Annotated in this window: 26 protein-coding genes; 7 read left to right on the forward strand and 19 right to left on the reverse strand. The window is 66.1% G+C overall.

Annotated elements, in window-relative coordinates:
- Positions 1-4: 4 nt before the first annotated feature.
- From H490_RS23530 to H490_RS23590, 13 genes are all read right to left on the reverse strand, one after another.
- A complete protein-coding gene (locus tag H490_RS23530) occupies positions 5-337 on the reverse strand; it encodes a DUF6804 family protein (RefSeq protein ID WP_017883912.1) in 333 nt (110 codons plus the stop codon).
- Positions 334-975, reverse strand: coding sequence for a signal peptidase II (locus H490_RS23535; RefSeq protein WP_017883913.1), 642 nt, complete (start codon positions 973-975; stop codon positions 334-336). The genes H490_RS23530 and H490_RS23535 overlap by 4 nt, the downstream gene beginning before the upstream one ends.
- Positions 972-2,633 (reverse strand): apolipoprotein N-acyltransferase, encoded by a 1,662-nt coding sequence (gene lnt, locus H490_RS23540; protein WP_017883914.1) that lies wholly within the window; start codon positions 2,631-2,633, stop codon positions 972-974. Before lnt ends, H490_RS23535 begins: the two co-directional genes overlap by 4 nt.
- A 48-nt stretch (positions 2,634-2,681) precedes the next feature.
- Positions 2,682-3,689 carry a c-type cytochrome biogenesis protein CcsB gene (gene ccsB, locus H490_RS23545; protein WP_017883915.1) on the reverse strand — a complete coding sequence of 336 codons (1,008 nt, stop codon included), beginning with the start codon at positions 3,687-3,689 and terminating at the stop codon, positions 2,682-2,684.
- A gap of 2 nt (positions 3,690-3,691) precedes the next feature.
- Complete coding sequence (locus H490_RS23550) at positions 3,692-4,432, reverse strand: DsbA family protein (RefSeq protein ID WP_017883916.1); 741 nt, start codon at positions 4,430-4,432, stop codon at positions 3,692-3,694.
- Positions 4,429-6,150, reverse strand: a complete 1,722-nt coding sequence (gene resB, locus H490_RS23555; RefSeq protein WP_017883917.1) for a cytochrome c biogenesis protein ResB — start codon at positions 6,148-6,150, stop codon at positions 4,429-4,431. Before resB ends, H490_RS23550 begins: the two co-directional genes overlap by 4 nt.
- Complete coding sequence (locus tag H490_RS23560) at positions 6,131-6,895, reverse strand: cytochrome c biogenesis CcdA family protein (RefSeq protein ID WP_017883918.1); 765 nt, start codon at positions 6,893-6,895, stop codon at positions 6,131-6,133. The genes resB and H490_RS23560 overlap by 20 nt, the downstream gene beginning before the upstream one ends.
- A complete protein-coding gene (locus H490_RS23565) occupies positions 6,892-7,407 on the reverse strand; it encodes a TlpA family protein disulfide reductase (RefSeq protein WP_017883919.1) in 516 nt (171 codons plus the stop codon). Before H490_RS23565 ends, H490_RS23560 begins: the two co-directional genes overlap by 4 nt.
- Before the next feature lie 187 nt (positions 7,408-7,594).
- On the reverse strand, positions 7,595-8,032 hold the full coding sequence (locus H490_RS23570) for a hypothetical protein (RefSeq protein WP_238560329.1): 438 nt from the start codon (positions 8,030-8,032) through the stop codon (positions 7,595-7,597).
- A gap of 68 nt (positions 8,033-8,100) precedes the next feature.
- Entirely contained in the window at positions 8,101-8,478 is a 378-nt protein-coding gene (locus tag H490_RS23575) for a hypothetical protein (RefSeq protein ID WP_017883921.1), read from the reverse strand.
- Positions 8,478-9,398 (reverse strand): cytochrome c oxidase assembly protein, encoded by a 921-nt coding sequence (locus tag H490_RS23580; RefSeq protein ID WP_017883922.1) that lies wholly within the window; start codon positions 9,396-9,398, stop codon positions 8,478-8,480. Before H490_RS23580 ends, H490_RS23575 begins: the two co-directional genes overlap by 1 nt.
- A gap of 50 nt (positions 9,399-9,448) precedes the next feature.
- Positions 9,449-10,222, reverse strand: a complete 774-nt coding sequence (locus H490_RS23585) for a M23 family metallopeptidase (protein ID WP_017883923.1) — start codon at positions 10,220-10,222, stop codon at positions 9,449-9,451.
- A 662-nt stretch (positions 10,223-10,884) separates the two neighbouring features.
- Complete coding sequence (locus H490_RS23590; RefSeq protein WP_017883925.1) at positions 10,885-11,313, reverse strand: hypothetical protein; 429 nt, start codon at positions 11,311-11,313, stop codon at positions 10,885-10,887.
- A gap of 568 nt (positions 11,314-11,881) precedes the next feature.
- Here H490_RS23590 and H490_RS32065 point away from each other — a divergent pair.
- Positions 11,882-12,283 carry a hypothetical protein gene (locus tag H490_RS32065; protein ID WP_152424243.1) on the forward strand — a complete coding sequence of 134 codons (402 nt, stop codon included), beginning with the start codon at positions 11,882-11,884 and terminating at the stop codon, positions 12,281-12,283.
- An 86-nt stretch (positions 12,284-12,369) separates the two neighbouring features.
- Here H490_RS32065 and H490_RS32340 read toward each other — a convergent pair whose 3' ends face one another.
- A complete protein-coding gene (locus tag H490_RS32340; protein ID WP_017883926.1) occupies positions 12,370-12,525 on the reverse strand; it encodes a hypothetical protein in 156 nt (51 codons plus the stop codon).
- A gap of 871 nt (positions 12,526-13,396) precedes the next feature.
- Between H490_RS32340 and H490_RS23595 the strand changes: the two genes are divergently transcribed.
- The 6 genes from H490_RS23595 to H490_RS23615 all read left to right on the forward strand — a co-directional run bounded on the left by H490_RS23595 (position 13,397) and on the right by H490_RS23615 (position 20,656).
- Positions 13,397-15,949, forward strand: coding sequence for a hypothetical protein (locus H490_RS23595; RefSeq protein WP_233615403.1), 2,553 nt, complete (start codon positions 13,397-13,399; stop codon positions 15,947-15,949).
- Positions 15,950-16,069: 120 nt separating this feature from the next.
- Positions 16,070-17,077, forward strand: a complete 1,008-nt coding sequence (locus H490_RS0115930; protein WP_017883928.1) for a DNA-processing protein DprA — start codon at positions 16,070-16,072, stop codon at positions 17,075-17,077.
- A 164-nt stretch (positions 17,078-17,241) separates the two neighbouring features.
- Positions 17,242-17,730, forward strand: coding sequence for a hypothetical protein (locus tag H490_RS23600; RefSeq protein ID WP_233615414.1), 489 nt, complete (start codon positions 17,242-17,244; stop codon positions 17,728-17,730).
- The gene (locus H490_RS23605) at positions 17,727-19,559 is read left to right on the forward strand and encodes a TraM recognition domain-containing protein (RefSeq protein WP_017883930.1); all 1,833 of its coding nucleotides are present in this window, start codon (positions 17,727-17,729) and stop codon (positions 19,557-19,559) included. Before H490_RS23600 ends, H490_RS23605 begins: the two co-directional genes overlap by 4 nt.
- Before the next feature lie 39 nt (positions 19,560-19,598).
- Positions 19,599-20,042, forward strand: coding sequence for a single-stranded DNA-binding protein (locus tag H490_RS23610; protein WP_024356176.1), 444 nt, complete (start codon positions 19,599-19,601; stop codon positions 20,040-20,042).
- 20 nt (positions 20,043-20,062) lie between these two features.
- The gene (locus H490_RS23615) at positions 20,063-20,656 is read left to right on the forward strand and encodes a hypothetical protein (protein WP_017883932.1); all 594 of its coding nucleotides are present in this window, start codon (positions 20,063-20,065) and stop codon (positions 20,654-20,656) included.
- An 82-nt stretch (positions 20,657-20,738) separates the two neighbouring features.
- On the opposite strand, the gene H490_RS23620 is transcribed toward H490_RS23615, so the two are convergent.
- The 5 genes from H490_RS23620 to nrdI all read right to left on the reverse strand — a co-directional run.
- On the reverse strand, positions 20,739-20,945 hold the full coding sequence (locus tag H490_RS23620; protein ID WP_051066173.1) for a helix-turn-helix domain-containing protein: 207 nt from the start codon (positions 20,943-20,945) through the stop codon (positions 20,739-20,741).
- Between the two features lie 52 nt (positions 20,946-20,997).
- The gene (locus H490_RS23625; protein WP_017883934.1) at positions 20,998-21,990 is read right to left on the reverse strand and encodes a tyrosine-type recombinase/integrase; all 993 of its coding nucleotides are present in this window, start codon (positions 21,988-21,990) and stop codon (positions 20,998-21,000) included.
- A gap of 682 nt (positions 21,991-22,672) precedes the next feature.
- Entirely contained in the window at positions 22,673-23,641 is a 969-nt protein-coding gene (gene nrdF, locus H490_RS23630) for a class 1b ribonucleoside-diphosphate reductase subunit beta (RefSeq protein WP_017883935.1), read from the reverse strand.
- Positions 23,642-23,741: 100 nt separating this feature from the next.
- Positions 23,742-25,883 (reverse strand): class 1b ribonucleoside-diphosphate reductase subunit alpha, encoded by a 2,142-nt coding sequence (nrdE, locus tag H490_RS23635; RefSeq protein ID WP_017883936.1) that lies wholly within the window; start codon positions 25,881-25,883, stop codon positions 23,742-23,744.
- A partial coding sequence (nrdI, locus tag H490_RS23640; protein ID WP_031289984.1) for a class Ib ribonucleoside-diphosphate reductase assembly flavoprotein NrdI occupies positions 25,883-26,285 on the reverse strand: 403 nt, incomplete at its 5' end. The genes nrdI and nrdE, both read right to left, overlap by 1 nt.

The raw sequence follows: 26,285 nt of genomic DNA on the forward strand, positions 1-26,285 counted from the left end.
GTCTCTAGTCGCGAGGCCGTTTGATGAGTGCTCCGGCGATCAGGAAGACGCTGCCGGCGATGGGCTGGGCGAGGATCCAGAAGATGCCGCTGAAGTTGAACGGATAGACGGGGTTCCAGAGCACGGCGATCGCGACGAAGACTGGCACCCACCACCAGTGGCGGGCTTGCACCGCGAACCAGGCGACGATGAGCGCGAGGATAGCGATGATGAAGCGGAAGACGGTGAACCAGTCGGTGCCGATGAAGGCGACCGCGACGATGAGTAGGGCGAGTGCGATGAATCCCGGGAGCAGCGCGTTGCGCTGGTAGGACGGGGGCTGCTGTTTCTGACTCATGAGTCCGTCGTTTCTGCTCGGGTGGTTACGGGACTACTGGTCGGCAGTTCGGCCTCGGCGCTCTCGACCGAATCGTCGGTATCTCGAGCGCGGGAGGCTGCGTGGAGGCGCCAAGCACCGAGGGCATAGAGCACGACGCCGGCCCCGATCGCGACGTCGGCGAGGTTGCCGATGAACAGGTGACCGTAGGCGAGGAAATCGGTGACCGCACCGCTGCCGAATCCTGGCGGGGCGAAGATGCGATCGGCGAGGTTGCCGAGGGCACCGCCAAGGATCAGCCCGATCGAGGCGGCGTAGATGCGGTACTTCGTGCGGAGGGCGGCCCGGATAAGGAGCACGGAGGCGACGATGCCGAGCAGCGTGATGAAGGGGGTGAGCTGGGCACCGATCGAGAACGCGGCCCCGGTGTTGAAGGCGAGCTGCAGCCCGAAGAGGTCGCCGAGCACGGGGATGCGGTTCTCCGTGTCGAGGAAGTGCAAGGCGAGTTGTTTGCTGATCACGTCGACAGCGATCGTGAGGGCGGCGATGGCGCAGCTGTAGACGAACAGCAGTCGGCGGGAGGGACGGCGGCTTCGGGGCTGCGCCGACGGGCCGGTGCGCTCATCGGCGGGCGGGTCGTGCGGGAGTTCGTAGGTCATGATGCTTTCGGCGGGAGTTCGGCTGCTGCGCCGCCCTTTGCGGAGGCAGGCGCGGGCGGGAGGGAGGTCGTGCGGCTCCGTCGCTCGAGCAGGCCCAGTGCGAGGAGCCCGCCGAGCGCGGCGATGGGGATGATGAGGGTGAGGGTCGGGCCGACGAGCACGGCCGGGGTGAGCCCGGTGCGCAGTGGTACGGCGGTGACGGCGGCCGCCGGAGAATCGGCGGGTGCGCCGTCGATGATGGTGCCGTCGGGGGCGATGATCTGGCTGGTGCCCACGGTCGATACGTTCACGACGGCACGTCCGGTCTCGATGGCGCGCATACGCGCGAACTCGAGCTGCTGCAGGTTCTCGTCAGTGCCCCGGAAGTCGGCGTTGTTGGTCTGGAAGGCGTAGAACTGCGCACCGCCTCGCACCCCGTCCCAGATCACCGAGTCGTAGATGACATCGAAGCAGATTGCGAGCCCGACTTGGATGCCGTCGACGGAGACGAGCGGCGGGTTCGTACCCGGCGTGTACTCGCGCTGGATGAGGCCGACCAGGTCGGGGACGATGCGTTCGTAGAACCACCGGTCGGGCACATATTCGCCAAAGGGCACCGGGTTCACCTTGTCATGCATCTGCTCGGCGCTGCCGGCCTCCCAGAGCATCGACGTGTTGTAGGTGTCCTCGCCTCGCGCGGTGGCCGCATTCATGAGGAGCGGGGCCTCGGCGTTTGCGACGAGCTCGTCGAGGATGCGGGCGGTGGCCGGGGTGTTCAGTGGATCGGAATCGACCCCACCCTCGGGCCACACGAGCAGATCCATCGGTTCACCGAGGAGTGCGTCGCTCGCTTGCCGCTGGGCGGCGAGCACATCGCCGGGGCTGCGCGTGTCGAAGTAGCCGGCAGGCCCATCACCCTGCACCCAACCGACGCGGAGGCTGCCCGCTGCAGTCGTGGGGAACGCCGGCACGAGCAGCAGGGCGAGGATCACCGCTGCGGGCAGCAGCTCGGCGCGTCTCCGGGGTGCGGGCCGGGCGGCCCAGTCGACGACGCACGCGCAGAGCCAGACGATGAGCAGGGTGAGGCCGGCGACGCCGACCCAGGAAGCGGCTTCGGCGAAGGGGCCACCAGCCTGGGACATGCCGATTCTGCCCCACGGGAACCCGCTGTAGGGCCAGGTTCCGAGGAGGAGCTCGCGTGCGGCCCACAGCACCGCGATGAGCACCGGGAGTAGGAATCGGCGGGTGGCGCGGCGTTCGAGGAGAGCGCCCCAGCGGTAGGCGAGGGCGATCGGGATCGCGCCGAGCGCGAAGAGCAGCGATTCGACCCCGGCGAGCGCGACCCACGGGATCGGGCCGAGGAACTGCACGACCCACATGAGGTGCGTGAAGTAGAACGCGGCGCCGTAGGCGAGACCCACGAGAAACGCTCCCCCGATGCTGCGGCCCATGAGCGTCCAGAGCCCGCCGGCGATGCTGAGGAAGGCGAGCGGCCACCAGCCGAGGCTCGGGAACGCGGCGTCGAGCAGCAGGCCCGAGACGGCGGCGATCGGGATCGCCGCGCCCCACGGCAGGCGACGCACCGTGGTGGTGGTGCGCTGCTCGCGCGCACCGCGCCCGAGTGCCGTGCGGGGCACGTCGGGGTCGTCGCGCAGCGGGAGCGTGTCCGTGGTCGTCACAGCGGCCTCCTTCCTGGTGCTCGAATCGCGGGTGTGGTCGGGGGCGGCTCAGCTGACGCCGGAGTAGGCGTGCAGGCCCTGGAAGTAGAGGTTGACGATGGTGAAGTTGAAGATCACCGTGGCGAAGCCGATGAGCGACAGCCACGCCGACTTCGTGCCGCGCCAGCCGCGGGTGGCGCGGGCGTGGATGTACCCGGCGTAGATCACCCAGATCACGAACGTCCACACCTCCTTGACGTCGAAGCCCCAATAGCGGCCCCAGGATTCGTTCGCCCAGATCGCTCCGGCGATGAGCGTGAACGTCCAGAAGATGAAGCCGAGAATCGCGAAGCGGTAGGCGAGCGTCTCGAGCACCTCGGCCTTCGGGAGCGTGCGCAGGTAGCCGCGATCCGGGGCAACCTCTTCGCCCCCGGTGGCCTTGATCCGCTCGCGGCGTGCCTGCAGCAGCTGCATCGTCGATAGGCCCGCCGCGATCGCGAGCAGCGCGGTGGCGAGCGAGGCGACGAAGACGTGGATGATGAGCCAGATGCTCTTGAGCGGATCCATCAGCGGGGTCACTTCGACGTAGAAGGAGATCGTCGATCCACCGAGGAAGAACACCACCATGCCGACGATGAAGACGCCGAGGAACCGGAGGTCGTACCAGCGCAAGGCGGCGAGGTAGACGGCGACGATCAGCAGGGTGCCGATGAGGGCGAACTCGTACATATTCGCCCACGGCACCCGTTCGGCCGCGATCCCGCGCGTGACCGTGGCGGCGAGATGGAGCGCGAAGCCGAGGGCGGTGAACGCGATACCGAGGCGCGCGAAGTAGCGCCGTGACCGTTCGGCACCGGGCACGCGGAGGCTCCCCTCCCCTCCCCCGTTCTGCGGGGAGGCTGCGGGGCCTCCGGCCGCGCCGACGAGCGCGGCCTCCCGCTGTTTGATGGGTGCGGCCGAGGCGCGCTGCGAGAGGTCGTAGGCGAAGGCGAGGAACGCAAGGACGTAGATCGTGATCGCTGACCAGACGGCGAGCACGGAGAACTCGTCGAGCGCGGCCTGCAGTTGCAGATCCATGGCTACTCCTTGCTCTCCGCGATCGCCGCGTCGAGGGCGTCGGTGATGTCGGTGACGGTCTGGGGTTGCAGCAGCTCACCGTTCAGGAAGAACGTCGGGGTGCCGCGCACGCCGAGCGACATGCCGGCGTTGTGGTCTTCTTCGACCCTCGCTTGGGTTGCAGGGTCGGCGACGGCCGCATCGAAGGCGTCCATGTCGAGTCCGAGCTCCTCGGCGTAGCCGCGGATCTTGTCGGCCTGCGAGTCTTGCTGCTCCGCCCATTCGGACTGCGACTCGAAGAGCTTCTGGTACATCTCCTCGAACTTGCCCTGCTGCGACGCGGCCTCGACCGCGATGGCGGCGTTCATGGAGTTCGTGTGGTTGGTGATGAAGTAGCGGGCGACATAGGTGATCTGCCCGTCGTACTGTTTGCGGATCTCCTCGATCACCGGGTAGACGGCGCCGCAGGCCTCGCATTCGAAGTCGAGGAACTCGACGAGCACGGGTGCACCCTCGCCGGCGTCGTCGAGGACGTGCGAGTTCTCCTGCACGAGCGGCACTTCGCTCTGCGTGGGGGTTCCGCCGCCCGTTCCGCCGCTGTTCGACGCCTCGCCGGGCGCCTGGACTTCGGGCCGGTTGAGCACCGAGATGAGGATCAGGATGAGCGCGATGAGCAGCACGGCGGGAATGGCGATGAGTGCCGCCTTCTGCGAGGTGCTCAGCTTCTTGTTCGGTTTCTGCACGGTGTGCGGGGGCCAGTTCATGGGGTTCCCTTCTTGAAAAGCGGTGACGGTAGTTGCTCGGCGATGGCCGAGAGGTGGCTGGTGCGGAACTGTTCGACGGCGCGCTCGAGGCCTGGATCCTCACCGCGGGCGAGGCCGGCGTACTCGATCTTGACCTTGCGGCCGCCGACGACTGGTCGGGTGAGGGTGGCTTTCACCCAGAGCCGACGGCGCGGCACGAGGAGGCCGGTGATGAGGCCGACCGTGGCGAGGATGGAGAAGACAAGCACCCAGGTGGCGCCGGTGTCGCGCTGGATCTGCAGCGAGACGAAGCGCTTGATCGACTCTTCGGCGCCCTCGGTGACGGTGAGATCCTCGAAGGTGATAGTTCCCATCCCGTTCGGGAGGTCGGCGGTGTCGCCGGGGGTGAGCTCGATCGAGTCGATACCGGTGTCGCCGCCGGTGATCTGGGTCATCGATTGGGTGTCGAGCTGGTACACCGAGCGCGGAGTGCCGTCGTCAATGCCGAGGTCTCCTGTGAACACGTTGAACGTCATCATCGGGTTGTAGAGGTCGGGGAACACCGAGTAGTAGGCGCCGGTGTCCAAGGTGCTCTGCGTCGGGTACAGGAAGCCGATGAGCCCGACCTGCTCAGGCAGACCGTCGGGGACTTTGATCACGCCGAGCGAGGTCATCGCGGAATCCTGCGGGAGGAAGGGCTGGGGTTCCTGGTAGACGACGTCTCCGGCGGCGTTGCGGATCGTGATCATCGGCGCGTAGCCGTTACCGAGGAGGTAGATGCGGTCGCCGTTCACCTCGATCGGTGCGTTCACCCGCACGGTCTCGGCACGGGTGTCGTCGTCCCCGGCCTCTCGGATGGAGAGGTGGGCAGCGAAGTTGCCTGCCTGCCCCGCACCGGGCTTCCCAGGGTCGACGTACTCGACGTCGAAGCTGTCGAGGCTCAGTGCGTAGGGGGTGAGTGAGCTTCGGTCGAAGTACCGTCCTGGCGAGAACGAGGAGTAGGCGCTCTCGCTGTTCACGAAGGTGGTGCCTTGGACGATGACGCGATCGCCGGTGTAGTTGAGGCCGGTGCTCAGCAGCACGGTCACGAGGATCCCGACGAGTGCCGAGTGGAAGACGAGGTTGCCGGTTTCGCGCAGGTAACCGCGTTCGGCGGATACCGACCAGGAAGTCGCGCTGTCGTAGCGGGCGGTGCGGTATCCGCGGCGTCGCAGCTCGCTCTCGGCGATCGCGATGGCCTGGGCGACGTCGGCTTCGGAGGTGCGATCATCGACGAGTTGCAGATCGTTGGAGGAATAGCCGACCATGCGCTGCAGCCGGGCCGGGGTCTTCGGCGCCGGCGCGCGGAGCGCTTTCGCATGATGCTTGATCCGCGGGATGATGCAGCCGATGAGGGAGACGAACAGCAGCAGGTAGATGGCCGAGAACCAGGCCGAGCTGTAGACGTCGAACAGCTGCAGTTTGTCGATGGTGGGGGCGAGCTCGGGGTTGTCGTCGAAGTACTTCACGACGCCGTTGGGGTCGGCTTGGCGCTGTGGGAAGAGCGAGCCGGGGATCGCGGCAATCGCCATGAGCAGGAGCAGGATGAGCGCGGTGCGCATGCTCGTGAGCTGCCGCCACCCCCATCGGAGCCAGCCCTGCCACCCGAGGCCGACGTCGCCGCTGCCGCGTTCGGTGGAGTCGACGTGATCGCTTGGGCGTGCGGGGAGGGTATCGTTCTCAGAGCGGGAGCTGGACATTCGCCATCACCCCCTGCAGGGAGGACATGAGGCGCGTCCAGAGCCCGCTTACCATGAGCAGGCCGAGCACGACGAGGACAACTCCGCCGGCGATGTTGATGGCGCGGATGTGACGCCGCAGGAACGACATCGAGCGGGTGGCCCAGCCGAGCCCGAGGGCGAGCAGCAGGAACGGGATACCGAGGCCGAGCGAGTAGGCGACGCCGAGCAGCCCCGCACGGACGGGGTCGCCGAGGTTCCACGACACGGAGATGATCGCGGCGAGGGTGGGCCCGATGCACGGTGTCCAGCCGATACCGAGGGCGAGACCGAGCAGTGGCGCCCCGGCGAGGCCCAGGCGTGAGCGGAAGCGGGGTCGGACAGTGCGCTGCATCTTGCGGAAGACCCCGACGAAGGCGAGCCCCATGACGATCACGACGACGCCGAGGATACGGGTGGCGATGTCGGCATAGGCGAGGAAGACCTGGCCGAAGACACCTCCGAGCACGGTGACAGTGACGAACACGATGGAGAATCCGGCGATGAACAGGAGAACACCCAGGAGCAGGCGGCGGCGCTGTGCGGTGGTGCCGCGGGCAGGTGCAAAGCTCGGCTCGACGGGGGCGACGGCGGAGCCAAGGTAGCCGAAGTAACCGGGTACGAGCGGAAGCACGCAGGGGGAGGCGAAGGAGACGAAGCCGGCGAGTGCGGCGATGAGCACACCCGCCCAGAGTGCGCCGTCGAAAACGAGATCGCTCGGGTTCATGGCGTCTCCGCGAGTGCGTCGGCGACGAGCGTGTCGAGGATGGAGGCGGACTCGAGTTGCCCGATGATGCGGGCCGCGACGCGCCCCTCGCGGTCGAGCACGAGCGTGGTGGGCGTGGCCTGGATCGGGGTGACGCCGGCGAAGGCCTGCTTGACGCGGCCGTCGTTCACATCGATGATGCTCGGGTAGGTGATGCCGTTCTCTTCGGCGAAGGCGACGGCGGTTGCGGGCTGGTCGTAGATGTTCACACCGAGGAACCCGACGCCCTCATCCTGGTAGTTCAGCCAGACCTCCTCGAGCATGGGGGCCTCGATGATGCAGGGGCCGCAGGCGGCGTACCAGAAGTTCACGACGTACACCTCTCCGGCGTAGTCGTCGCTGGAAACCGGGTCGCCGTATTCGGTGGTGCCGCTGAAGCTCACGGCGGCGCCACGCTCGTCGACCGGAATCTCGACGATGCGGCCATCAGAAGTGCCGCTTCGTTCACTGCCCTGCTGGTACTGTTCCGACATCGGCGCGGCGGCTGTGCAGCCGATCAGCCCAATGCTGATTGCGGCGGTCGCTACGAGTGCGGTCAGCAGCAGGTACGTCGGTTTGGACGTCCTCAAGTTCCTGGTTCTCCTCATTCCTCAACGCGTGGTCGCGGGCATGGCGGACGTGCCGGCCCGTTCCTGCCTCAGGGGGCAGCGTGAGGGGCGCTTAAATGCGCAGGAGGCTGAGGTCGTGCAGGCCGAAGCGATGCCTGCCGCGATGATTGAACGCTGCAGTTGCGGCGATCGGAGCGATCTGGGGGCGCTGGCGTTGGAACCGCATCTGCCTGCAGCGGAGCGCGAAGACGATCAGGATCGCCAAGGCAAAGCCGCAGAGTATCCCGAGCAGGCAGGTGACAACACCGATCAGGATGTCGTCGCTGGCGGTGGTCTCCCCCACGGTGTCGGCGAAGTGTCCCACTGCGGCGTCGAAGGAGGTGGCTGCGACCGTGTTCGAGGCGGCCGCCGGCGCGGAGAAGCCGACATCATCGGCGTGGGAGACGCCCCACAAGCCCACGACGGTGACGATTGCGGCGAGGAGCAGCGTCGCGGCTCTCATCGTGAATCGTCGCCGCGTGATGCGGGCACTGCGGGGAACTGAGGACACACCCCGATTATACCGAGCGGGTTCAAGGCGATCATGGGAGTGGACTGACGCGCACGGCATACTGCACCCTATTGAAGAGCGATGAGCAGGCTGAGCAGGCCCATCACGAAGGTGTAGGGAGCGAGCGTCATCTTCTCGTCTTTGCTCTTGGAGAGCAGGCTGAGGATCACACTGAACCCGAGGTGAGCGACGATGAGCCACATCACCCAGAAGCTGAACTCCCCGGGCAGCACAGCGATGGTGCCGCTGCGATCGAGGGCGATGAAAGCGATGAAGGCGTAGCGGAGCACAGCGGAGATCGCGCCGAGGCGGAGGTTGATCGGGAGCGTGATGTGTTCCCCGCCCCACGCGTACTTGCCGAGCGGTGCACCGGCAGCCAGGGCGATCTGGAAGATGGCCAGCACGCCGAGCATCGCGGTGAGCGCGAAGATCAGGATCGTCGCCATCACTGCTCCTTTCCGAACTTCGCGGCGAGGTAGGCGTTGTAGGCGTCGAGTTCCGCGTCCTCTTGAGCTTCTCGACGTTTCGCTTGCCGCAGATCGCTCGTGCGCCACTTGGAAATGGTGACGATGAGCACGATGATCAGCGGCAGCTCGCCGTATGACCAGATCAGGCCGCCAGCGATGGCCTGGTCGAGAGCGCGGCTGATCCCCCACGCTTCGGGGTCGGTGGCGTACCAGCGGAACATGGGCTCGGTGCTGCGCAGCAGCACGAGCCCGAAGATCGCGTGGATCTGGATCTCGAGGAGCACGTCGACGATGCGTACCACGAACGATGGGGCGCGCGGCAACGGGTCGAGTGACCACAGCGGAGCGCCACCGATCATGCCGAAGGCGAGGAACAGGGTGAGCAGGATGAGATGCCCGGACGGGAGCTCGAGGAACCAGCTCAGGGTGTCGGTGAAGTACAGGGTGGGGAAGGCGACGACGGCGATGACGATCACGGTGGCCGGGTGCAGGAGCACCTGGGCGGTGCGCGAGCGGTAGGCGCTGAGCGCGGCGCGCATCACCGGCCGCCCGAGTCCCCGGCGCGGCGTCGCGCGCAGGAGCAGACGGCCGGGAGAGCCCATGAGCAGGAACGGGGGTGCGACGACCATGAGCGTGATCTGCTGGAAGAGCAGCACCGAGACGAGTTCCTCGGCGTAGGCGTTCGCGCGCAGTCCGGTGGCCGCGAACCAGAGGAGGCAGCCGACGGTGAACAGCAGCGTCGAACCGACGCCCCATCGTTTTCCCCGTACCCAGAGGGAGATCGCCCCGGTCAGGTAGATGGAGAGGCAGACGACGGCGAGCCAGGCGAGCGGCGACATGCTGCGCAAATCGAACTGGAAGAGGTCGCCGAGCTCGAGGCTGGCCATCGCGGGGTACACGGTCGGGGGTTGTCCTTACTGACGCTGGCGAGTGCTCTCCGGGGAGGGGGCTACTTCGAGTTCGCGGCGATGAACGGCAGCGGGTCGACGGGCTCATCTTCGACGCGCACCACCAGGTGCAGGTGGTTGCCGAAGGACATCCCGGTGGTTCCGACGAGTCCGGCTTGGTCGTCTCCCTGAACGGTTTGGCCAACCTGCCAGGAGTGGGAGTTCTCCTGCATATGGCAGTACCGGCTGATGACCTCTTGACCGGCAACCTGGTGCTGGACTTTCAGCGAGAAGCCGCAGCCGTCGGAGGCCCAGCCAGCCTCAGTGATCACGCCGTCACCGACGATGCGGATCGGAGTGCCGCCGGCAGCGGCCATGTCTTGTGCGTCGTGGAAGCCTGCGACTGGTGCGGAGCGGTATCCGAAGCCATCGGTGAGCGGCACCTCTTGGGCGAAGGGGTACTGCAATGTGGTGTCGGTGAGGCCGCTGACGGTCACTGCCCCACCGCTCAGCCCGATCTCGGGCGCGATCGCAGTCGGGGAGACCGAGAGCTCGTCGAGCAGCGTCGGAGTGTCGGTTGTGCCTCCCGTGACGAAGGCCTGCTGTCGGCTCGCGAAGACGGGGGTATCGGCGGTCGCGGCGCTGGTCGCAGGGAAGACGGTACCCGCCACGAGTACGGTGACGCTCGCGAGCGCCGTACTGCCAGCGACGAAGCTGCGCAGTTGTGAGCGTCGCCGTGCCGTGCCGGTCTCGGGTTCCGTTCCGCCCCCGGTCGGCGTCTCCTCGGCGGCAGGCCGCTCGCTGACGGGCTGCGCCGGGAGATCGGTGTATGGCACCGTGGACGGTGCTGCGGCTGCATGCTTGGATCGGCGGGGCCGAGCCGAGTCGTCGGTCGAGCGTTCGTCTGTATCAGTGGGTTCGATCCAGGTGCTCCGCCTCGGCCCCGCCGATTCCTCGGCGTGCCGACGCCGCCTCAAAAGACGACTCCGAGGACGAAGAACGAGACGACGGCGAAACAGATGCTCAGGAGCACGGTGCCGAAGACGAAGAGGAAGTGTTTAGCTTTGATCGGTGAATCTGTGGAGTTCAAACTGCTGGCTCCTGATCGGGGGCGCTCGTGCGCCCGAGTGATGTTCNGGGTTCGATCCAGGTGCTCCGCCTCGGCCCCGCCGATTCCTCGGCGTGCCGACGCCGCCTCAAAAGACGACTCCGAGGACGAAGAACGAGACGACGGCGAAACAGATGCTCAGGAGCACGGTGCCGAAGACGAAGAGGAAGTGTTTAGCTTTGATCGGTGAATCTGTGGAGTTCAAACTGCTGGCTCCTGATCGGGGGCGCTCGTGCGCCCGAGTGATGTTCGAGAGTGCGCAATGCCGGAAGGCGTGCCGATGTCAGCGCTTTTGCAGGGGCCGGCGAAGCTCTCAGAGGGAACGTGGTGCCGGTTGGAGGCACACGGAGCTTCGCGGGCTATCCCCGTGCACGGGTTTCCCGGTGGAGATCAGGTTCGCGAGATCGAGTGAAGGAGCAGCAATGGCTGCGGGCGGGCGGGTGCGCGCGGCAGGGCGACCGCCCATTCGCGGATCCTGCCGAGCCGCAGCTGTAGCCACGGTCGCCGGGTGAAGAGCACGACCAGCATCAGAGTGGCGAGCATGGTGAGCATGCAGATCGCGATGAGATCGAGGTGCCAGCTCTGCACGCTGCCGTGGGCGGCGTGCTCGCCCCCCTCGACGAGCGTGGCGGTCGAGGCTGTTGAGGGGGTGGTCGCACTGGTGCTCGCCGAGGCCTCGGCGATTACCGGCACGCTGCTGAGTTCGGCGCTGTGCGCGCGCAGTCCGACGAGACCGAGGATGACGAAGGCGCCGACCCAGACGAGGGTCAGGATCGCACGCCGCGATAGCGGTCGTCGCGATGCAACGCGTGCACTCATCACTCCATAACCTCCATTGTCATGTAACAATTTAGCATCGGAACCTGAGGTCAGCCAGGGGATGCTACTGCGTGTGGGCGTACGTCGGCGCTTTTGCCAGTGTCGGCGCGGCTCCGCATGCCAGGGCTGATCCTGCCGCACCCACTGGTATGGGGCAGGGACGCCGTTGAGGATCACGAGCGCTACGCGAGTTTGAGAACGTGCACGACTCCGGGTTACCCGAGTGCACAGAACAGCACGAGGGGACAATCACGATGTAGAGGGCTAGGGCTATATTCCGGATAGCGATGCGCCGGCCCCGCTGAGCTGGCACAAGGTTCTGCGGAATGAAGACTGAATCGTGACGGCTATTGGCAACGCCAGCAGACTCAATGGCAGCCGCGGAACCTTGACGCTCATCGCGACGGTCACCGGAGCGAGCGCCGGGACGTCGTAAAAACCATCGCCGACTATCACCGTGGGATCAGCGGCGACGAGGGCGCTGATGGCATGGCCTTGTCTGCGGGGACCGCCCGGCGTGCATACTCAAGATGCCGGAGTCGGCCGCCAGAGCCTGTGCAGTGCAATCGTGGCCACCGGTGAGCATGATCGAGAGATCCCGTCTCCTGCAGCATTTGGATCGTCTCAGCCAATCCCGCGCACGCAACTCGTCGCGAACCTCGATGAGATTGGGGAGTTCCCAATCGGCTTCGATCACGACGATGATCATACCCTGCTCGGCAAGCTACTCGGTGGCGAGTCGGTCCTTACCGGGATCAACCCAGCGGACAATACTGATTCGGATCCTCTGGCAGGAGGCGGTGCCGGTGATTCCGCGCTACGGCTCATCCTACTAAGCATCTCGCCTGGTCGCCGCATCGGGCACGGTCACGACGGCGGGTGCATGCTGGATGATTCGAGTGCGTTGGCGAAGCCGATCACCTCGCGTTCGGCGCATTCGAAGCTCACGACTTCGACGACTTGGGGTTAGTTGCGGGTAAGTGCGCCTTTACCGTTGAGGGCCACGGTGCGGATCGTACCCAGCTCTTCGAACTCCTGACGGAGCTTGGGCACATTTCAGTGCTTGGAGGCGGAGCCGATCGCGCCCTTCACGGTGGCGGAGACGGTGTTCACAGGCGCCCACGGAGAAGCGGCGATGATGAGTACGGTCGGCACGAGCAGCTTGGCGCCTCGGTCGGTGAGCTTGGCACGTTCCCACTCGTGGGCGTGCATTCGGTCGATAAGGGTCCGATGTGCGTGAGCGAGTCTTCTCGGCCATAGGCGGTGGACTTGATGAACAGCACGCAGGACCTGTCGACAGCGATTGCCGTAGCCACATCCCCTCCCCCAGACCGGGATGGACTCCCTCGTGATAGCAGAGGCGTCGATACTGAATGTGCCGTCGAAAGCAGTACCGCCGATGGCGTCTCCTTCTCGAGCCTTGATGATGAAGATCCCGACGTTGCAGCGCTGATGCTCTTCGGGAACACGTTCCAAGCACTCGACGCTCTGGTCTGGGTAATGCGGTCAGTTCAGAATCGAGTGGATAGATCGCGTCAAGGCGCCGGGTAGCGCAAGCCCTCGGGCATTTGGTTACTCACCGAACCCCAATCCTCGGTCGCATCGCTGCGCAGCGCCCTCCGCACCGACCAGCACCGAGTACTCACCAATCTGCTTCGTCCTGGCACCGTACAGTATGGCGCAGCCGCGCGGATCGACCCGAACGGCAGCCTTCGGATCACCACCGAGTACGGAACCGAGGGCTTCGACCTCGTTGCGATCGTCGACGGCACCCGCTGCCGGAGCCGGGCAGCGACCTGCTTTGACACGAGATTCCATGAAGCGGGGTACTTCTACTATGGCGCGGCATTCCCGGCAGCCCCGTCGCGCTGCACTGAGCAACCGGAGAGACCTATGTAGTGCTCGTCCAAGTCCTACCGGTGCAGTGTGCGCACCTGACTAGTAGCTGTTGCCGTTCTGACGACGGCGGACACAATCAATAAGGAGATCCCACTTGTCTGCTCACATTCTCGTACCACCCGACAAATCACCGCTGCCCGGCCGCGTTGTCTCAAGCGTTGCGACGACCCTCACAATCCTGCTGATGTTACTTGGCAGCCTGTTCTTCCCGGCAGCCCCGGCGCAGGCCGCGACCCTGGGCGTCGGGTATGGCAATCAGGATCTCTGGCTCGGTTCCTTCTCGTCGCATGGCCGTCAGGCGTACTGCATGGATCTCGACGCGCTCGCCCCGTGGGGCAACACGCAACACCCGGAGCTGAAGACCACGCTCGACAGCCTCAGCGCGACCGAGCTCGCCCGCCTGAACTACGTACTCGGGCGGTGGGGTGAGAGCAACGATCCAAACATCACCTCCGCCGTCCAGCTATACGTCTGGGATATCGCCGACCGCGGCAACTACTCCGCACGCGGCGGAGACGGGCAGTTCGTCACCCGGGCACCCGGGAACATGCAGGCCACGATCCTGTCGCACCTCACCACGATGCGGAGCGAGTCGGCGGCGAACGCCGTCGCGAACCCGTCGGTGTCGATGTCGATCACGATGACCGACCAGTACCAGGGGCAGCTCAAAGTCCAGGCGAACCCCACGAGCGCAACCGGCACCGTTACGCTCACCAACGCCAACTTCACGAACGGCAGCACCTCCGCGACACTCGGTGTCGGGACACATGAGATCGTCGGTATCCCACCCGAGGGCGCACCGGACTATCAGATCACCGCGAGCCTCAAGGCTCCGTCGCTTGGGTACGGGGCTGGCGTGGACCTGTTCTACACTCCGGGCGAGCAACGCATCCTCGGCGCGGCCTCGTTCGAGCCGCTGTTCGCCTCTGCGCAGTCAGCGGTGATTCCGTTGGACTTCCGGCCGGTGATCGAGACGGTCGTGGATGCGAAGTTCGTGCAGGCAGGCGACGTATTCTCCGACAAGCTGAACGTCACGGTGACGAAGCACTCCTGGATCAAGGTGAACGGTATCCCGGTGCCGGTGCTCGCCGAAGGGACCCTCTACGGGCCGTTCGACGCGCAGCCGGTCGAAGCGAACGCACCGCCAGAGGGCGCGCCCGTGCTCGGGACCGAGTCGCTGACGCTCACGCACCCCGGGAACTACGTGTCGCCGGGCACGCTCACGGCCCCGGAGTCGGGGTTCTACACGTGGGTGTGGAGGATCGACAAGACCAAGCAGGGTGCGAACGCGAAGTACCTCACCGATTCCTTCACGGATCGGTTCGGGCGGGTGGCCGAGACCTCGGTCACGCCGTTCCAGCCGGAGGCGGTATCGAAGGCGAACGGCAAGCTCGTGAAGCCCGGCGACCGGGTGACGGATACGATCACGGTCTCCTCGACCAATGGCGCCTGGCTGAAGCACAACGGCGAGCCGATCCCGGTCGTCTTCGAGGGCACCGCCTACCAGGCACCCGGAACCCTCCCGCCGGTGCAGGGTGCGGAGGCGCCGGCGGGTGCGGTGCCGATCGGCACCGTCACGGTAACCGCGCCCGGGCCCGGTGAGTACGAGTCGCCCGAGGTGGAGTTGCCGGATGCGGGGTTCGTGGCCTGGGTGTGGCAGGTGAAGAAGGCGTCGCAGCCGGAGTGGGTGCGCCCGTACATCGCCGCCGATTGGCAGGACGAGTACGGCATCAACATCGAATCGCACTCCGTCAGGTGGCCGCTCACGATCACCTCGGAAGTCCGCGAATACAACGTCCACAAGAACGGGCGCGCGTTCGACCGGATCACCGTCTCTGGGTTCCCGGAGAATCACCCCGAGTTCACAGGTGACGGCTACTGGGGGCCCGACGAGCAGGAGATCGAGCACACCGTCTACGGCCCCTTCCAGACCGATGCGGAGCTCACCGACGATCTCGATCTGTCGGATGCCCCGGTGCTCACGCGGATCACGACGCCCGCGAAGAACGGGGTCTACGACATCGGCTACACCAATGAGGACCGCATCCAGCCGACCGAGGCCGGCTACTACGTCATCGTCACGCGGTTCGCGGGCGACGACCGCGTGCAGCCCTTCACGAGCTCGCCGACGGATATCTGGGAGCGGTTCTACGTTCCCGATGACGAGCAGCCGGTGTCGGTCATCACGCAGGCCACCCCCGTCGCGGGGGTCGGTGAGGAGTTCGACGATACCGCACTCGTGCAGGGGACGAAGATCCCCGACGGCGCGTACCTCGTGTTCCGCGCCTACGGCCCCCACGACCCCGACGCCGAGCCGGTCTGCGAGGTGCCGTTCTTCACCTCCGAGAAGATCGCCGTCACCCAGGCTGGCATCTACCGCTCCGGGAAGACGAGCGTCGACCGTGCCGGGCACGTCTACTGGGTCGAAACCCTCTACGACGCCACGGGCAAGGTCATCGCGGAAGGGAAATGCGGTGCACCGGGCGAGACGACGGTCGTGACCGAGACGCCGCAAGAGGTGCCGCCGACGCCGGAGCAGCCGGAGCTTCCGGAGACGCCGTCCGAGCTGGCTACGACTGGGGGCGGGTTCCCGTGGCTGATCGCCGCCGGCGGCCTGGTCGCGCTCCTCGCGGCCGGAGTGACGCTGTGGTTCGGGCGCAGGCTCGCGCTCCACCGGGAGCGAGGCGGAGACAGCGGAGAGGAGGACACCGGTATCGAAGACCTCATGAACCAGTAACCCCAGCACCCCCATGCTGGGCGGGGCGCAGACCATTCCCCAGGGTCTGCGCCCCGCCCTTTTCGCGTGTCCGCCTGGCGCACCTGTCCTCTGACAGTGACGGCGGTGCAGGAGGCGGTAATGAGCGAGTACACGGCAGACACGATCGCGCGGATCACGCTCGCCGTGCTCACCGAGCCCGGTGATCCGGTCACCGGGCAGCTCGTGCAGGCCATCGGCGTCACGGAGACGCTCGCGTTGATCCGCGACCCAGGCGCAGCGATCCCGTCACAGGTCGACCCTGTGGCCGGGGTGAGGTGGCGGCAGCAGGCCGCCTCGTTGCAGAAGGACGCGCTCACCGATGAGCTGATCGGCCTGACCGAGCGCCACGGCCTGCGCATCCTCACCCCGCACCGCCCCGGCTGGCCCACAGCCCTCGCAGACCTCGGCCACGCCGCACCGCTGGCGCTGTGGGCGAAGGGCAACCCGGAACTGCTCACCGCCTCGCTCTCGTCCCGGGTGACGATCACCGGCGCCCGCGCCGCCACCGGCTATGGGGTGCAGGTCACTCGTGAGTTCGCGTGGCAGCTCGCAGCGTCGCCGCGCATCCTCGTCTCGGGCGGCGCCTACGGCATCGACGCCGAAGCCCACCGCGCCGCCCTCACTGCGCGTTCGGCATCTACGATCGCGGTGCTCGCGGGTGGCCTGGATCGGCCGTATCCGCAGGCGCACGATGACCTGTTCCGCCGCATCACCGATCAGGGTGGCCTCCTCCTTTCCGAGGCCGCGCCAGGATATGCGCCGACGAAGGGCCGGTTCGAGGCACGTTCGCGTCTGCTCGCTGCCCTCTCCGCCGCGACGGTGATCCCGGAAGCCGGGGCACGGTCGGGAAGCCTCCGGGTCGCGGTCGCCGCCTACGAACTCGGCCGCCAGCTCGGCGCGATCCCTGGGCCGATCACCTCCGCGAACTCAGCCGGCTGCCACCGGCTCCTCGCCGAAGGCCTCGCAGAAGTCACCACGAGCGTCGGAGATGTCGAAGCGATGCTCGACCCGACGCCAGCGGCGTACCAGCTCCCGCCGGCATATCAGTCGGCCGCCCGCCGCACCGCCCCAGACCCAGGCCGCGGCGCGGGCCGGCCAGCGCTCTGAACCCCGGCGCTCATCACTGCCATCCACGTCGCGCCGTCCTGGGTGTGTGTCTTCCGGCCCGATGGCACCCCTTGCCTCGGGCCGATCTCTGCCTGCCCGTCTTATGAAGGAGACCCTGTATGTCGAAGCGTGATCGCTCGAACCCTGCTGATCCGTCCGTGGTGATGGTGCGCATCGTCGTCGCCGAGGACGGCACCCTGGCCGTCACGGTCGACGGGGCGCCGTTTCTGCCGCCGGAGTTCTCCCCGCCGTGGCGGCGGGGATCGTTCCCGGCGATCGTGGACGCGATCCGCGAGCAGACCGACTGCACGATCCGCGTCGACGTCATCGAAACCGACGGCCGCACGATGACCGACTTCTACACCCCGCGCCCGCGCCGCACCCCACAACCAGAGGCGCAGCCGGTGCAACAGGTTCCGCCCGTGGCCGCGGTGCCGGTGCCGGTGGTGCCGCGTCTGGTGCAGTTCGCGGGGTCGGGGATGGTGCCGGGCGAGGATGTCGCGGTCGCGATCGTCATCGCGCACACCGAGACAGGGCCCGACGGCATCGCCCGCGCCCTGATCGATTCCCGCTACCTCGACCACGCGCCCACCAATGAAGTGATTCTCCTCGGCCGGATCTCTGCCACCGTCTGCATCGGGGCACCGCAGTGACCTCCCCGATCCGCCCGACGGGGAGCCTCGGCGACGAACTCACCAACGCCGCCCTCGTAGGGCTCGCCACCCTCGCCGTCATCGCGGTGATCCTCCGGGCTGCGGGCAGTGTCACCGCGTTCCTCACCGGCACCCCGCAACCCGATACCGGGTTCGGCGCCGGGGCCGGGGTGCTCCTGCACCCCGGCGCCCCTGGCGCCGCACTCGGCGCGCCGGGCCTGAACCCGGTCGTGTACTGGGTCATCGCCGGCACCATGATCTTCACCGCCGGGGCTGCGGCCTGGCGGGGGTGGACGGCGATCCGGCAGCACGGCCGCCGGCAGGCGATGGACCCGTACCGGATCGCCGGGATCGCCACCCGCGCCGAAGTCGCGAAAGCGGGATCTCCGCGCGCGCTCCTGGCTCGGGCGGGGAACCTGCGCCCGTCGCTCGAGAACCCTGAGCCTTCAGAGGTCGGGTACCGGCTCGGGGTGTCGCGCGGGGTCGAGGTGTGGGCGTCGGTCGAAGACTCGATCCTGCTGATCGGGCCGCCCCGCTCCGGGAAGGGCGTGCACATCGTCATCAACTCGATCCTCACCGCCCCCGGCGCGGTCGTCACCACGTCCACTCGTCCGGACAACGTGACCGCCACGATCCGGGCCAGGGAGAAGGTGGGGCCGGTGGCGGTGTTCGATCCGCAGCACCTCGCCGACGGCATCCCCGCCGGGCTCCGCTGGTCGCCCGTCAGAGGCTGCACCGATCCCCTCACCGCGATGATTCGCGCCGCAGGGCTCGCCTCCGCCACCGGGCTCGGGAAAGGCGGGGTCGAGGGCGGAGACTTCTGGGAAGCGAAAACCCGTGTTGCGCTCCAATGTCTGCTCCACGCCGCCGCCCTCGACCAGCGGCAGCCCGCCGACCTGTTCCGGTGGACGCTCGACCCCGCAGCCGCCGGCGACGCCGTATCGATCCTCGCCACCCACCCGCAAGCCGCGGGCGGGTGGGCGGAGGCGTTGCAGGCGATGATCGACGCGGACCCGCGTACCAGGGATTCGATCTGGCAGGGCGTCTCCCTCGCCCTCGCCGCCCTCGCCGACCCCCGCGTGCTCGATGCCGTCACCCCCGGCCCCGACGAGGTATTCAACCCCGAAGACTTCCTCGCGAAGAAGGGCACCCTGTACCTGCTGGCGACCGCGGCCGGGGCGAACAACAGCGCCCCGCTGGTCGCAGCGCTCATCGAAGACGTAGTCGAGGCAGCCCGCCGCCTCGCCGCACGCTCCGCAGGCGCACGACTCGATCCGCCCCTGCTGCTCTGCTTGGACGAGGTCGCGAACCTCAGCCCGTTGCCGTCGTTGCCGACGCTCATGGCCGAAGGCGGCGGCACAGGGATCACGACCATGCCGGTCTTGCAGTCGCTTGCGCAGGCGCGGGAGCAGTGGTCGGAGCACGCGGCCTCCGCGATCTGGGATGCCGCGATCGTGAAGATCGTCCTCGGCGGCGCCTCCAACAGCCGCGACCTCCAAGACCTCTCAACCCTGATTGGGGAACGCGATGAGATCACCGACTCCACCACCGTCGGCGACCACGGCACCCGCTCCGCGCAACGCTCGATCCGCCGCGTACCGATCATGCCGCCCGACGCGATCCGCCGACTCCCGTTCGGCACCGGCCTCGTGCTGCTGCGCGCGGCACCGCCGATCGTGGCACGCCTGCGCTCCTGGAACCAGCGCGCCGACGGGAAACAACTCGTAGCCGACCGCCGCGCGGTCGAAGCAAAACTCCATTACCGGCAGGCCAACACCCAGCCGGGCGCGGACGATCCGTCAGGCAGAGAAGGTGCACCTGTTTCGTAGAGCCGTGATGGGCGCGGCCGTGAAGCAGGAGGCGAAATCGTGTCGATCCCGACCAAGACCTCGTTGTCAGGGTTCATCGCAACCACCCCGCATCCCTCGTCCACGAAGAGCGGGGTGCCGCGCATGTTCGCCCGCGTGGGCAAGCCCCGCTACCGGCGTGAGGAGGACGGCACATTCACGGAGCTCGAACCCTCGTTCCATGACCTCGTCGCGTTCGGGGAGAGCGCCGTGCGCGCACTGTCGACGCTGCAGAAGCACGACAACTTCGTCGCCGAGGGGCGCGTGAATCGCCGAACCATCGAGCGAGACGGTGTGCCGACCGAGATCGAGCAGTTCATCGTCTCGAAGATCGGCCCCGACGCCGCCCGCACCACCTTCACGATGGATCGCAGCCAGCGCGCCAGCCGAACCGTCGAACGCACCAGCACCGCTGCCCGAGGCACTGAGCGGAGCACGTCGCCGGTGTTCGCCAGGGCCATGTGAACCGGGAAGGGGACCCCGCCATGAACATCGACGCGCCCGCCGACGAGGAAGGCTTCGACCCCGAAGAACTCGAGGAGGAGGACGACGGCACTGACCCGCTCAGCACTGTCTCTCTGCCGATCACCCCGAAGCCGATCAACTGGCATCTCCTGCGCTCGCACGAAGCCGAACAAGAATGGCTCGATCTGAACCAGTGGGTGAACCAGCTCCGCGAGACCTATGGGCTGCCCGCGTCGGTAGTGCCGCCGTTCTGGCATCGGCATCCCGAACTCGTCTGGGAGCTCTCTGCGCTGCACACGCATTGGCTGTGCAGCTACGACCCCGAACAGGACGGGTCGGGGCCGATCGCGTGGCACACCGATTTCCCGCTCGCCCGCGAACGGCTCCGCGAATGGGTGGCCACCTGCGGCACCCGCCTGGATCGCGACCGGCCAACTCGGCAGACCACCTGGCCTGGTGAGGTTGCGCAGGCACCGATTGAGGATGAGGTAATCCCGGATCGGGACGCTGACTTCATCACGTTCGTCTCTGCCGACGCCGCCCGTCGCGCCCAGATCGAAGAGGAAACGATCGCCGCCGCGGTCGCGGCCGCAAAGGGTTCGAAGTCTCAATGATCCCGGCCGGCACCCGTGGTTGGACTCCCGGCCAACACGAAAGGGAGGAACGTCCGCCAGGACCGTTCCTCCCTTTTCACTTCTATCGCGTCGATGGAATCTCGACCAGCAATCGTTCTTCCAGCTCCTTCATGTCGACTCGGATCAGGCGTCCCACACGGTACCCAGTAACCGTGCCGTCCGAGATCCGCCGGCGTAGCGTCTTCACGGACACCCCGAATCTCACCGCGGCCTCTGCCAACGGGACCAGGTTCTCGACGGGCACTTTTGTTCGAGATTGACGAACCATGTCAACACCTCTCCTTCTCTGTCGTCACATGGGTTCATCCCATAGGTGCCCTTCACGAATCCCGGGCCGCACCGCTACTACCGTTCTCAGGCAGTGCGGAGGTGATGGCAGCCTCGACACGGCGACTCATTCGACAGGCGAGTTCTCGATCTCTCGTCATCGTGGCGTGCTGGTATCGCAACACGATCCTCATATCCGAGTGCCCGCCCCGACGCATCAGCTCAGCCAACGTGGCACCCTCTTGAGCGAACAGCGTCAGACCGGTGTGGCGCAGATCGTGGAAGCGAAACCTTGGGGGCAGCCCAGCGACGTTGTCACGGACGTCACCCCAGATGAACCCCCAGCGAGTGTTGGAAAGGGGCATGCTTCCGCGAGGGCTTGCCGGCACCAAGGGCGCTTTGGCCTCCGGCGCGACGCGCGACAGAAGGTGCTCGCGCAGGCGATCAACCATCAGATCTGGGACGCTGAGCGATCGCTTGCCTGCGTCGCTCTTCAGATCTGTGTAGTCCCCGGTGTTCGCGTTCAGCTGTCGACGTACGTGCAGCGTGGCGCTCCCGTCTGGGTACCATTCAACGTCTCGGCGTTGGAGTCCGAGGCACTCGCCTCGCCGCAACTGGCACCACGCGGCCAGCAGCACCATGATCGACCACTCAGGGGGTGCCGCCGCATACAAAGCTTCAACCTGTTCGGGTGCGATCACGTCCTCGCTGGCATCGTGGTCGGCATCGTGTCGCACCGGCTCTTGACGTGGAATCGAGACGTTCGGAGCCGCAGGAGTGATGCCGTCCCGTGCCGCCTGTCGCAAGATCATCATCAATACGATCAAGACCGGACGCGTGACGCCGTTGAACTTCGACCTCGGATTCAACGGCGATGGGATCTTGTCGAGGCGTTCTGTCATGACGCGAATCCGGGCCTCGTCGATGTCACGGATTGGAGTGTTCTCGAACTCTGGCACCAGATAGCCCGTGACTTTGCTCTGGTAAGAGCGGACGGTGCCGACGGCACGCTTCTTACCGCTGCGGTTCGGCTCCGTGCGGATCATTGCAAGCCAACGCTCCGAGTACTCCGAGAACCCGACCGCGCGCGCCTGATCCGCAGCTGCTTCCGCGCGACGACGTGCAGCCACTGCGGACGGAGGCTGCCAGTCGCCGCGAGCAATCTTCGTGTGAGCGCCTGCGAGCCAGGTGCGAGCATCCGTCTTGGTAAGGAACGTCAGCGGTTTGTCGTCGTCGGTTCGCGCAGTGTAAATCTCCCCGTCAGGCGCCGGATAGCGAGCCTGCCATCGCCCCGAAGGGAGCTTTCGCAGGCTTCCCCAGGTCTCACGCTTTGTAGTTGGCCTCTTCTGCTCCGTGACGCTCATCATGCCCTCCCGTGGCCGCAAACGGACTGTTGCGGACGGTCGTGCCACTTCGTGCCACTAGGCACCTGGATCAGCCCAGATCCGCATGATTCTGCGGTTCCGAGCGAGCCTGAAACGTCCTCGCTGGCACGTTGTGGCACGGCCTCGGTGACCTCTCGAACCTGCTTTCCGTCCGGGAACCCACCCCGCTCTGGTCTGGCAGGTGCGCCCGTGCCACCTCCGTGCCACTCCGACTGGATACTGATGTGCATTTCCGTCCTCCTCTGTTCATCAGGAGGTGGCATGAAAAGAGGCCCGGAACTGCAGAATCCTGCAGTTCCGGGCCTCTCATCAGCCCTCACGGGCCTGGGGCTACATCAACGACTCAGAAGTCCCAGTCCTCGTCTTCGGTGGCGACGGCCTTGCCGATCACGTAGCTCGAGCCGGAGCCCGAGAAGAAGTCGTGGTTCTCGTCGGCGTTGGGCGACAGCGCCGAGAGGATGGCCGGGTTGACGTCGGTCATCTCCTTCGGGAACATCGGCTCGTAGCCGAGGTTCATGAGCGCCTTGTTCGCGTTGTAGTGCAGGAACTTCTTCACGTCTTCGGTGAGGCCCACCGGGTCGTAGAGATCCTGCGTGTACTTCACCTCGTTCTCGTAGAGGTCGTACAGCAGCGCGAACGTGTAGTCCTTGAGCTCCTGGCGGCGCTCCTCGGTCTCCTGCTCGAGGCCCTTCTGGAACTTGTAGCCGATGTAGTAGCCGTGCACGGCCTCATCGCGGATGATGAGGCGGATCAGGTCTGCCGTGTTGGTGAGCTTGGCGTGGCTCGACCAGTACATCGGCAGGTAGAAGCCCGAGTAGAAGAGGAACGACTCGAGCAGCGTCGAGGCGACCTTGCGCTTCAGCGGGTCGTCGCCCTCGTAGTAGTCGACGATGATCTGCGCCTTCTTCTGCAGGTTGGGGTTCTCGACCGACCAGCGGAACGCGTCGTCGATCTCCTGCGTGGAGCACAGCGTCGAGAAGATCGACGAGTAGCTCTTCGCGTGCACCGACTCCATGAACGCGATGTTCGTGTAGACGGCCTCCTCGTGCGGCGTGATCGCATCCGGGATCAGCGACACCGCGCCGACCGTGCCCTGGATCGTGTCGAGCAGGGTGAGGCCGGTGAACACCCGCATGGTGAGCAGCTTCTCGGCGTCGGTGAGCGTCGCCCACGACTGCACGTCGTTCGAGAGCGGCACCTTCTCGGGCAGCCAGAAGTTGTTGACCAGGCGGTTCCAGACCTCGAGATCCTTGTCGTCCTCGATCCGGTTCCAGTTGATCGCCTGCACGGCGTGACCCAGCTTGAAGTTCATCGAATTTTCCTTATGCGTCATCCTGCGCGGATCGCAGGATCTCTTCTCACGTCGGGGTTGGATCCTGCGATTCGCGTCGCTCGCGCAGGATGGCAGATGCTCAGAGCATGCAGCTGACGCACTCGGACATGTCGGTGCCCTCGAGCGCGAGCTGGCGCAGACGGATGTAGTAGATCGTCTTGATGCCCTTGCGCCACGCGTAGATCTGCGCCCTGTTGATGTCCCGGGTGGTCGCCGTGTCCTTGAAGAACAGCGTGAGCGAGAGGCCCTGGTCGACGTGCTGCGTGGCCGCGGCGTAGGTGTCGATGATCTTCTCGGCGCCGATCTCGTAGGCGTCCTGGTAGTACTCCAGGTTCTCGTTCGTCATGAACGGCGCCGGGTAGTAGACACGACCCAGCTTGCCCTCCTTGCGGATCTCGATCTTCGAGGCGATCGGGTGGATCGACGAGGTCGAGTTGTTGATGTACGAGATCGAGCCGGTGGGCGGCACCGCCTGCAGGTTCTGGTTGTAGATGCCGTGCTGCATGACGCTGGCCTTGAGCTCGCGCCAGTCGTCCTGGGTGGGGATCTCGATACCCGCGTTCGCGAACATCTCGCGCACCCGCTCGGTGGCCGGGACCCAGGGCTGCTCGGTGTACTTGTCGAAGAACTCGCCCGACGCGTACTTCGATTCCTCGAAGCCGCCGAAGGTGCGGCCCAGCTCGATCGAGATGCGGTTCGATGCGCTCAGCGCGTGGAAAAGCACCGTGTAGAAGTAGATGTTGGTGAAGTCGATGCCCTCTTCGGAACCGTAGTGCACGTGCTCGCGGGCGAGGTAGCCGTGCAGATTCATCTGGCCGAGGCCGATGGCGTGCGACTGCTCGTTGCCGTCCTCGATGGAGCGCACCGAGGTGATGTGGCTCATGTCGCTCACCGCGGTCAGGGCGCGGATCGCGAGATCGACGGTGCCGCCCAGGTCGCCGCCGTCCATCGCCGCCGCGATGTTCATCGACCCGAGGTTGCAGGAGATGTCCTTGCCGATCTGGTCGTAGCTCAGATCCTCGTGGTAGGTGGTCGGGGTGTTGACCTGCAGGATCTCGGAGCACAGGTTCGACATGTTGATGCGGCCCTTGATCGGGTTGGCCCGGTTCACCGTGTCCTCGAACACGATGTAGGGGTAGCCCGACTCGAACTGCAGCTCGGCGATGGTCTGGAAGAAGTGGCGCGCGTTGATCTTGTACTTCTTGATGCGCGCGTCGTTAACCATCTCGTAGTACTTCTCGCTGATCGAGAGGTCGCCGAAGGGCACGCCGTAGACGCGCTCGACGTCGTAGGGCGAGAACAGGTACATGTCCTCGTTGTTCTTCGCGAGCTCGAAGGTGATGTCGGGCACCACGACGCCCAGCGAGAGGGTCTTGATGCGGATCTTCTCGTCGGCGTTCTCGCGCTTCGTGTCGAGGAAGCGCATGATGTCGGGGTGGTGCGCGTTCAGGTACACCGCGCCGGCGCCCTGGCGCGCGCCGAGCTGGTTGGCGTAGCTGAAGCTGTCTTCGAGCAGCTTCATCACGGGGATGATGCCGGAGGACTGGTTCTCGATCTTCTTGATGGGAGCGCCCGACTCGCGGATGTTCGAGAGCAGCAGGGCGACGCCGCCGCCGCGCTTCGAGAGCTGCAGCGACGAGTTGATGCCGCGCGAGATCGACTCCATGTTGTCCTCGATGCGCAGCAGGAAGCAGGAGACGAGCTCGCCGCGCTGGGCCTTGCCCAGGTTGAGGAAGGTGGGGGTCGCGGGCTGGAAGCGCCCCGAGATGATCTCGCGCATGATGCCGCGCGCGAGCTCGTGGTCGCCCTGGGCGAGGCCGAGCGCGACCATCACCACGCGATCCTCGAAGCGCTCGAGGTAGCGCTTGCCGTCGAACGTCTTGAGGGCGTACGAGGTGAAGAACTTGAAGGCGCCGAGGAACGTCGGGAAACGGAACTTCATCGCGAACGCCTCGTCGCGCAGCTGCTCGATGAAGTCGATCGGGTACTGCTCGATCAGCTCGCGCTCGTAGTAGTCGTTGTCGAGCAGGTAGCGGATGCGCTCCTCGAAGGAGTGGAAGAACACCGTGTTCTGATTGACGTGCTGCAGGAAGTACTGGCGCGCGGCCTCGCGATCCTTGTCGAACTGGATCTTGCCGTCGGCGTCGTACAGGTTGAGCATCGCGTTCAGCGAGTGGAAATCCATGTCGCTGATCTTCGACGACTCGTGGCCGGCCTCCATCACTGCTGCTTCCAAAACTGTTCCAATCCTTCTTGGACGGCGGTGACGTCGTCCGGGGTTCCAAAGAGTTCGAATCGATAGAGGAAGGGCACGTGGCACTTCCGGGCGATGATGTCGCCCGCGATCCCGTAGGCCTCACCGAAATTGGTGTTGCCGGCCGCCATCACGCCGCGCAGCATCTTGCGGTTGCGCTCGTCGTTCAGAAAGCGGATCACCTGCTTGGGCACGGCCCGCGTCTCGGGGCCGCCGCCGTAGGTGGGGACGAGCAGCACGTAGGGCTCGTCGACCACGAGCGGCTCGTCGCGCGAGTGGAGGGGGATGCGCAGGGCGGGCCGATCGAGCTTCTGCACGAAGCGGTGCGTGTTGCCCGAGACTTTTCGAAAAGGTTTTGTTCTCCGATTT

Origin of the sequence: Leucobacter sp. UCD-THU, from assembly GCF_000349545.1 — a bacterium.
Lineage (GTDB): Bacteria > Actinomycetota > Actinomycetes > Actinomycetales > Microbacteriaceae > Leucobacter > Leucobacter muris.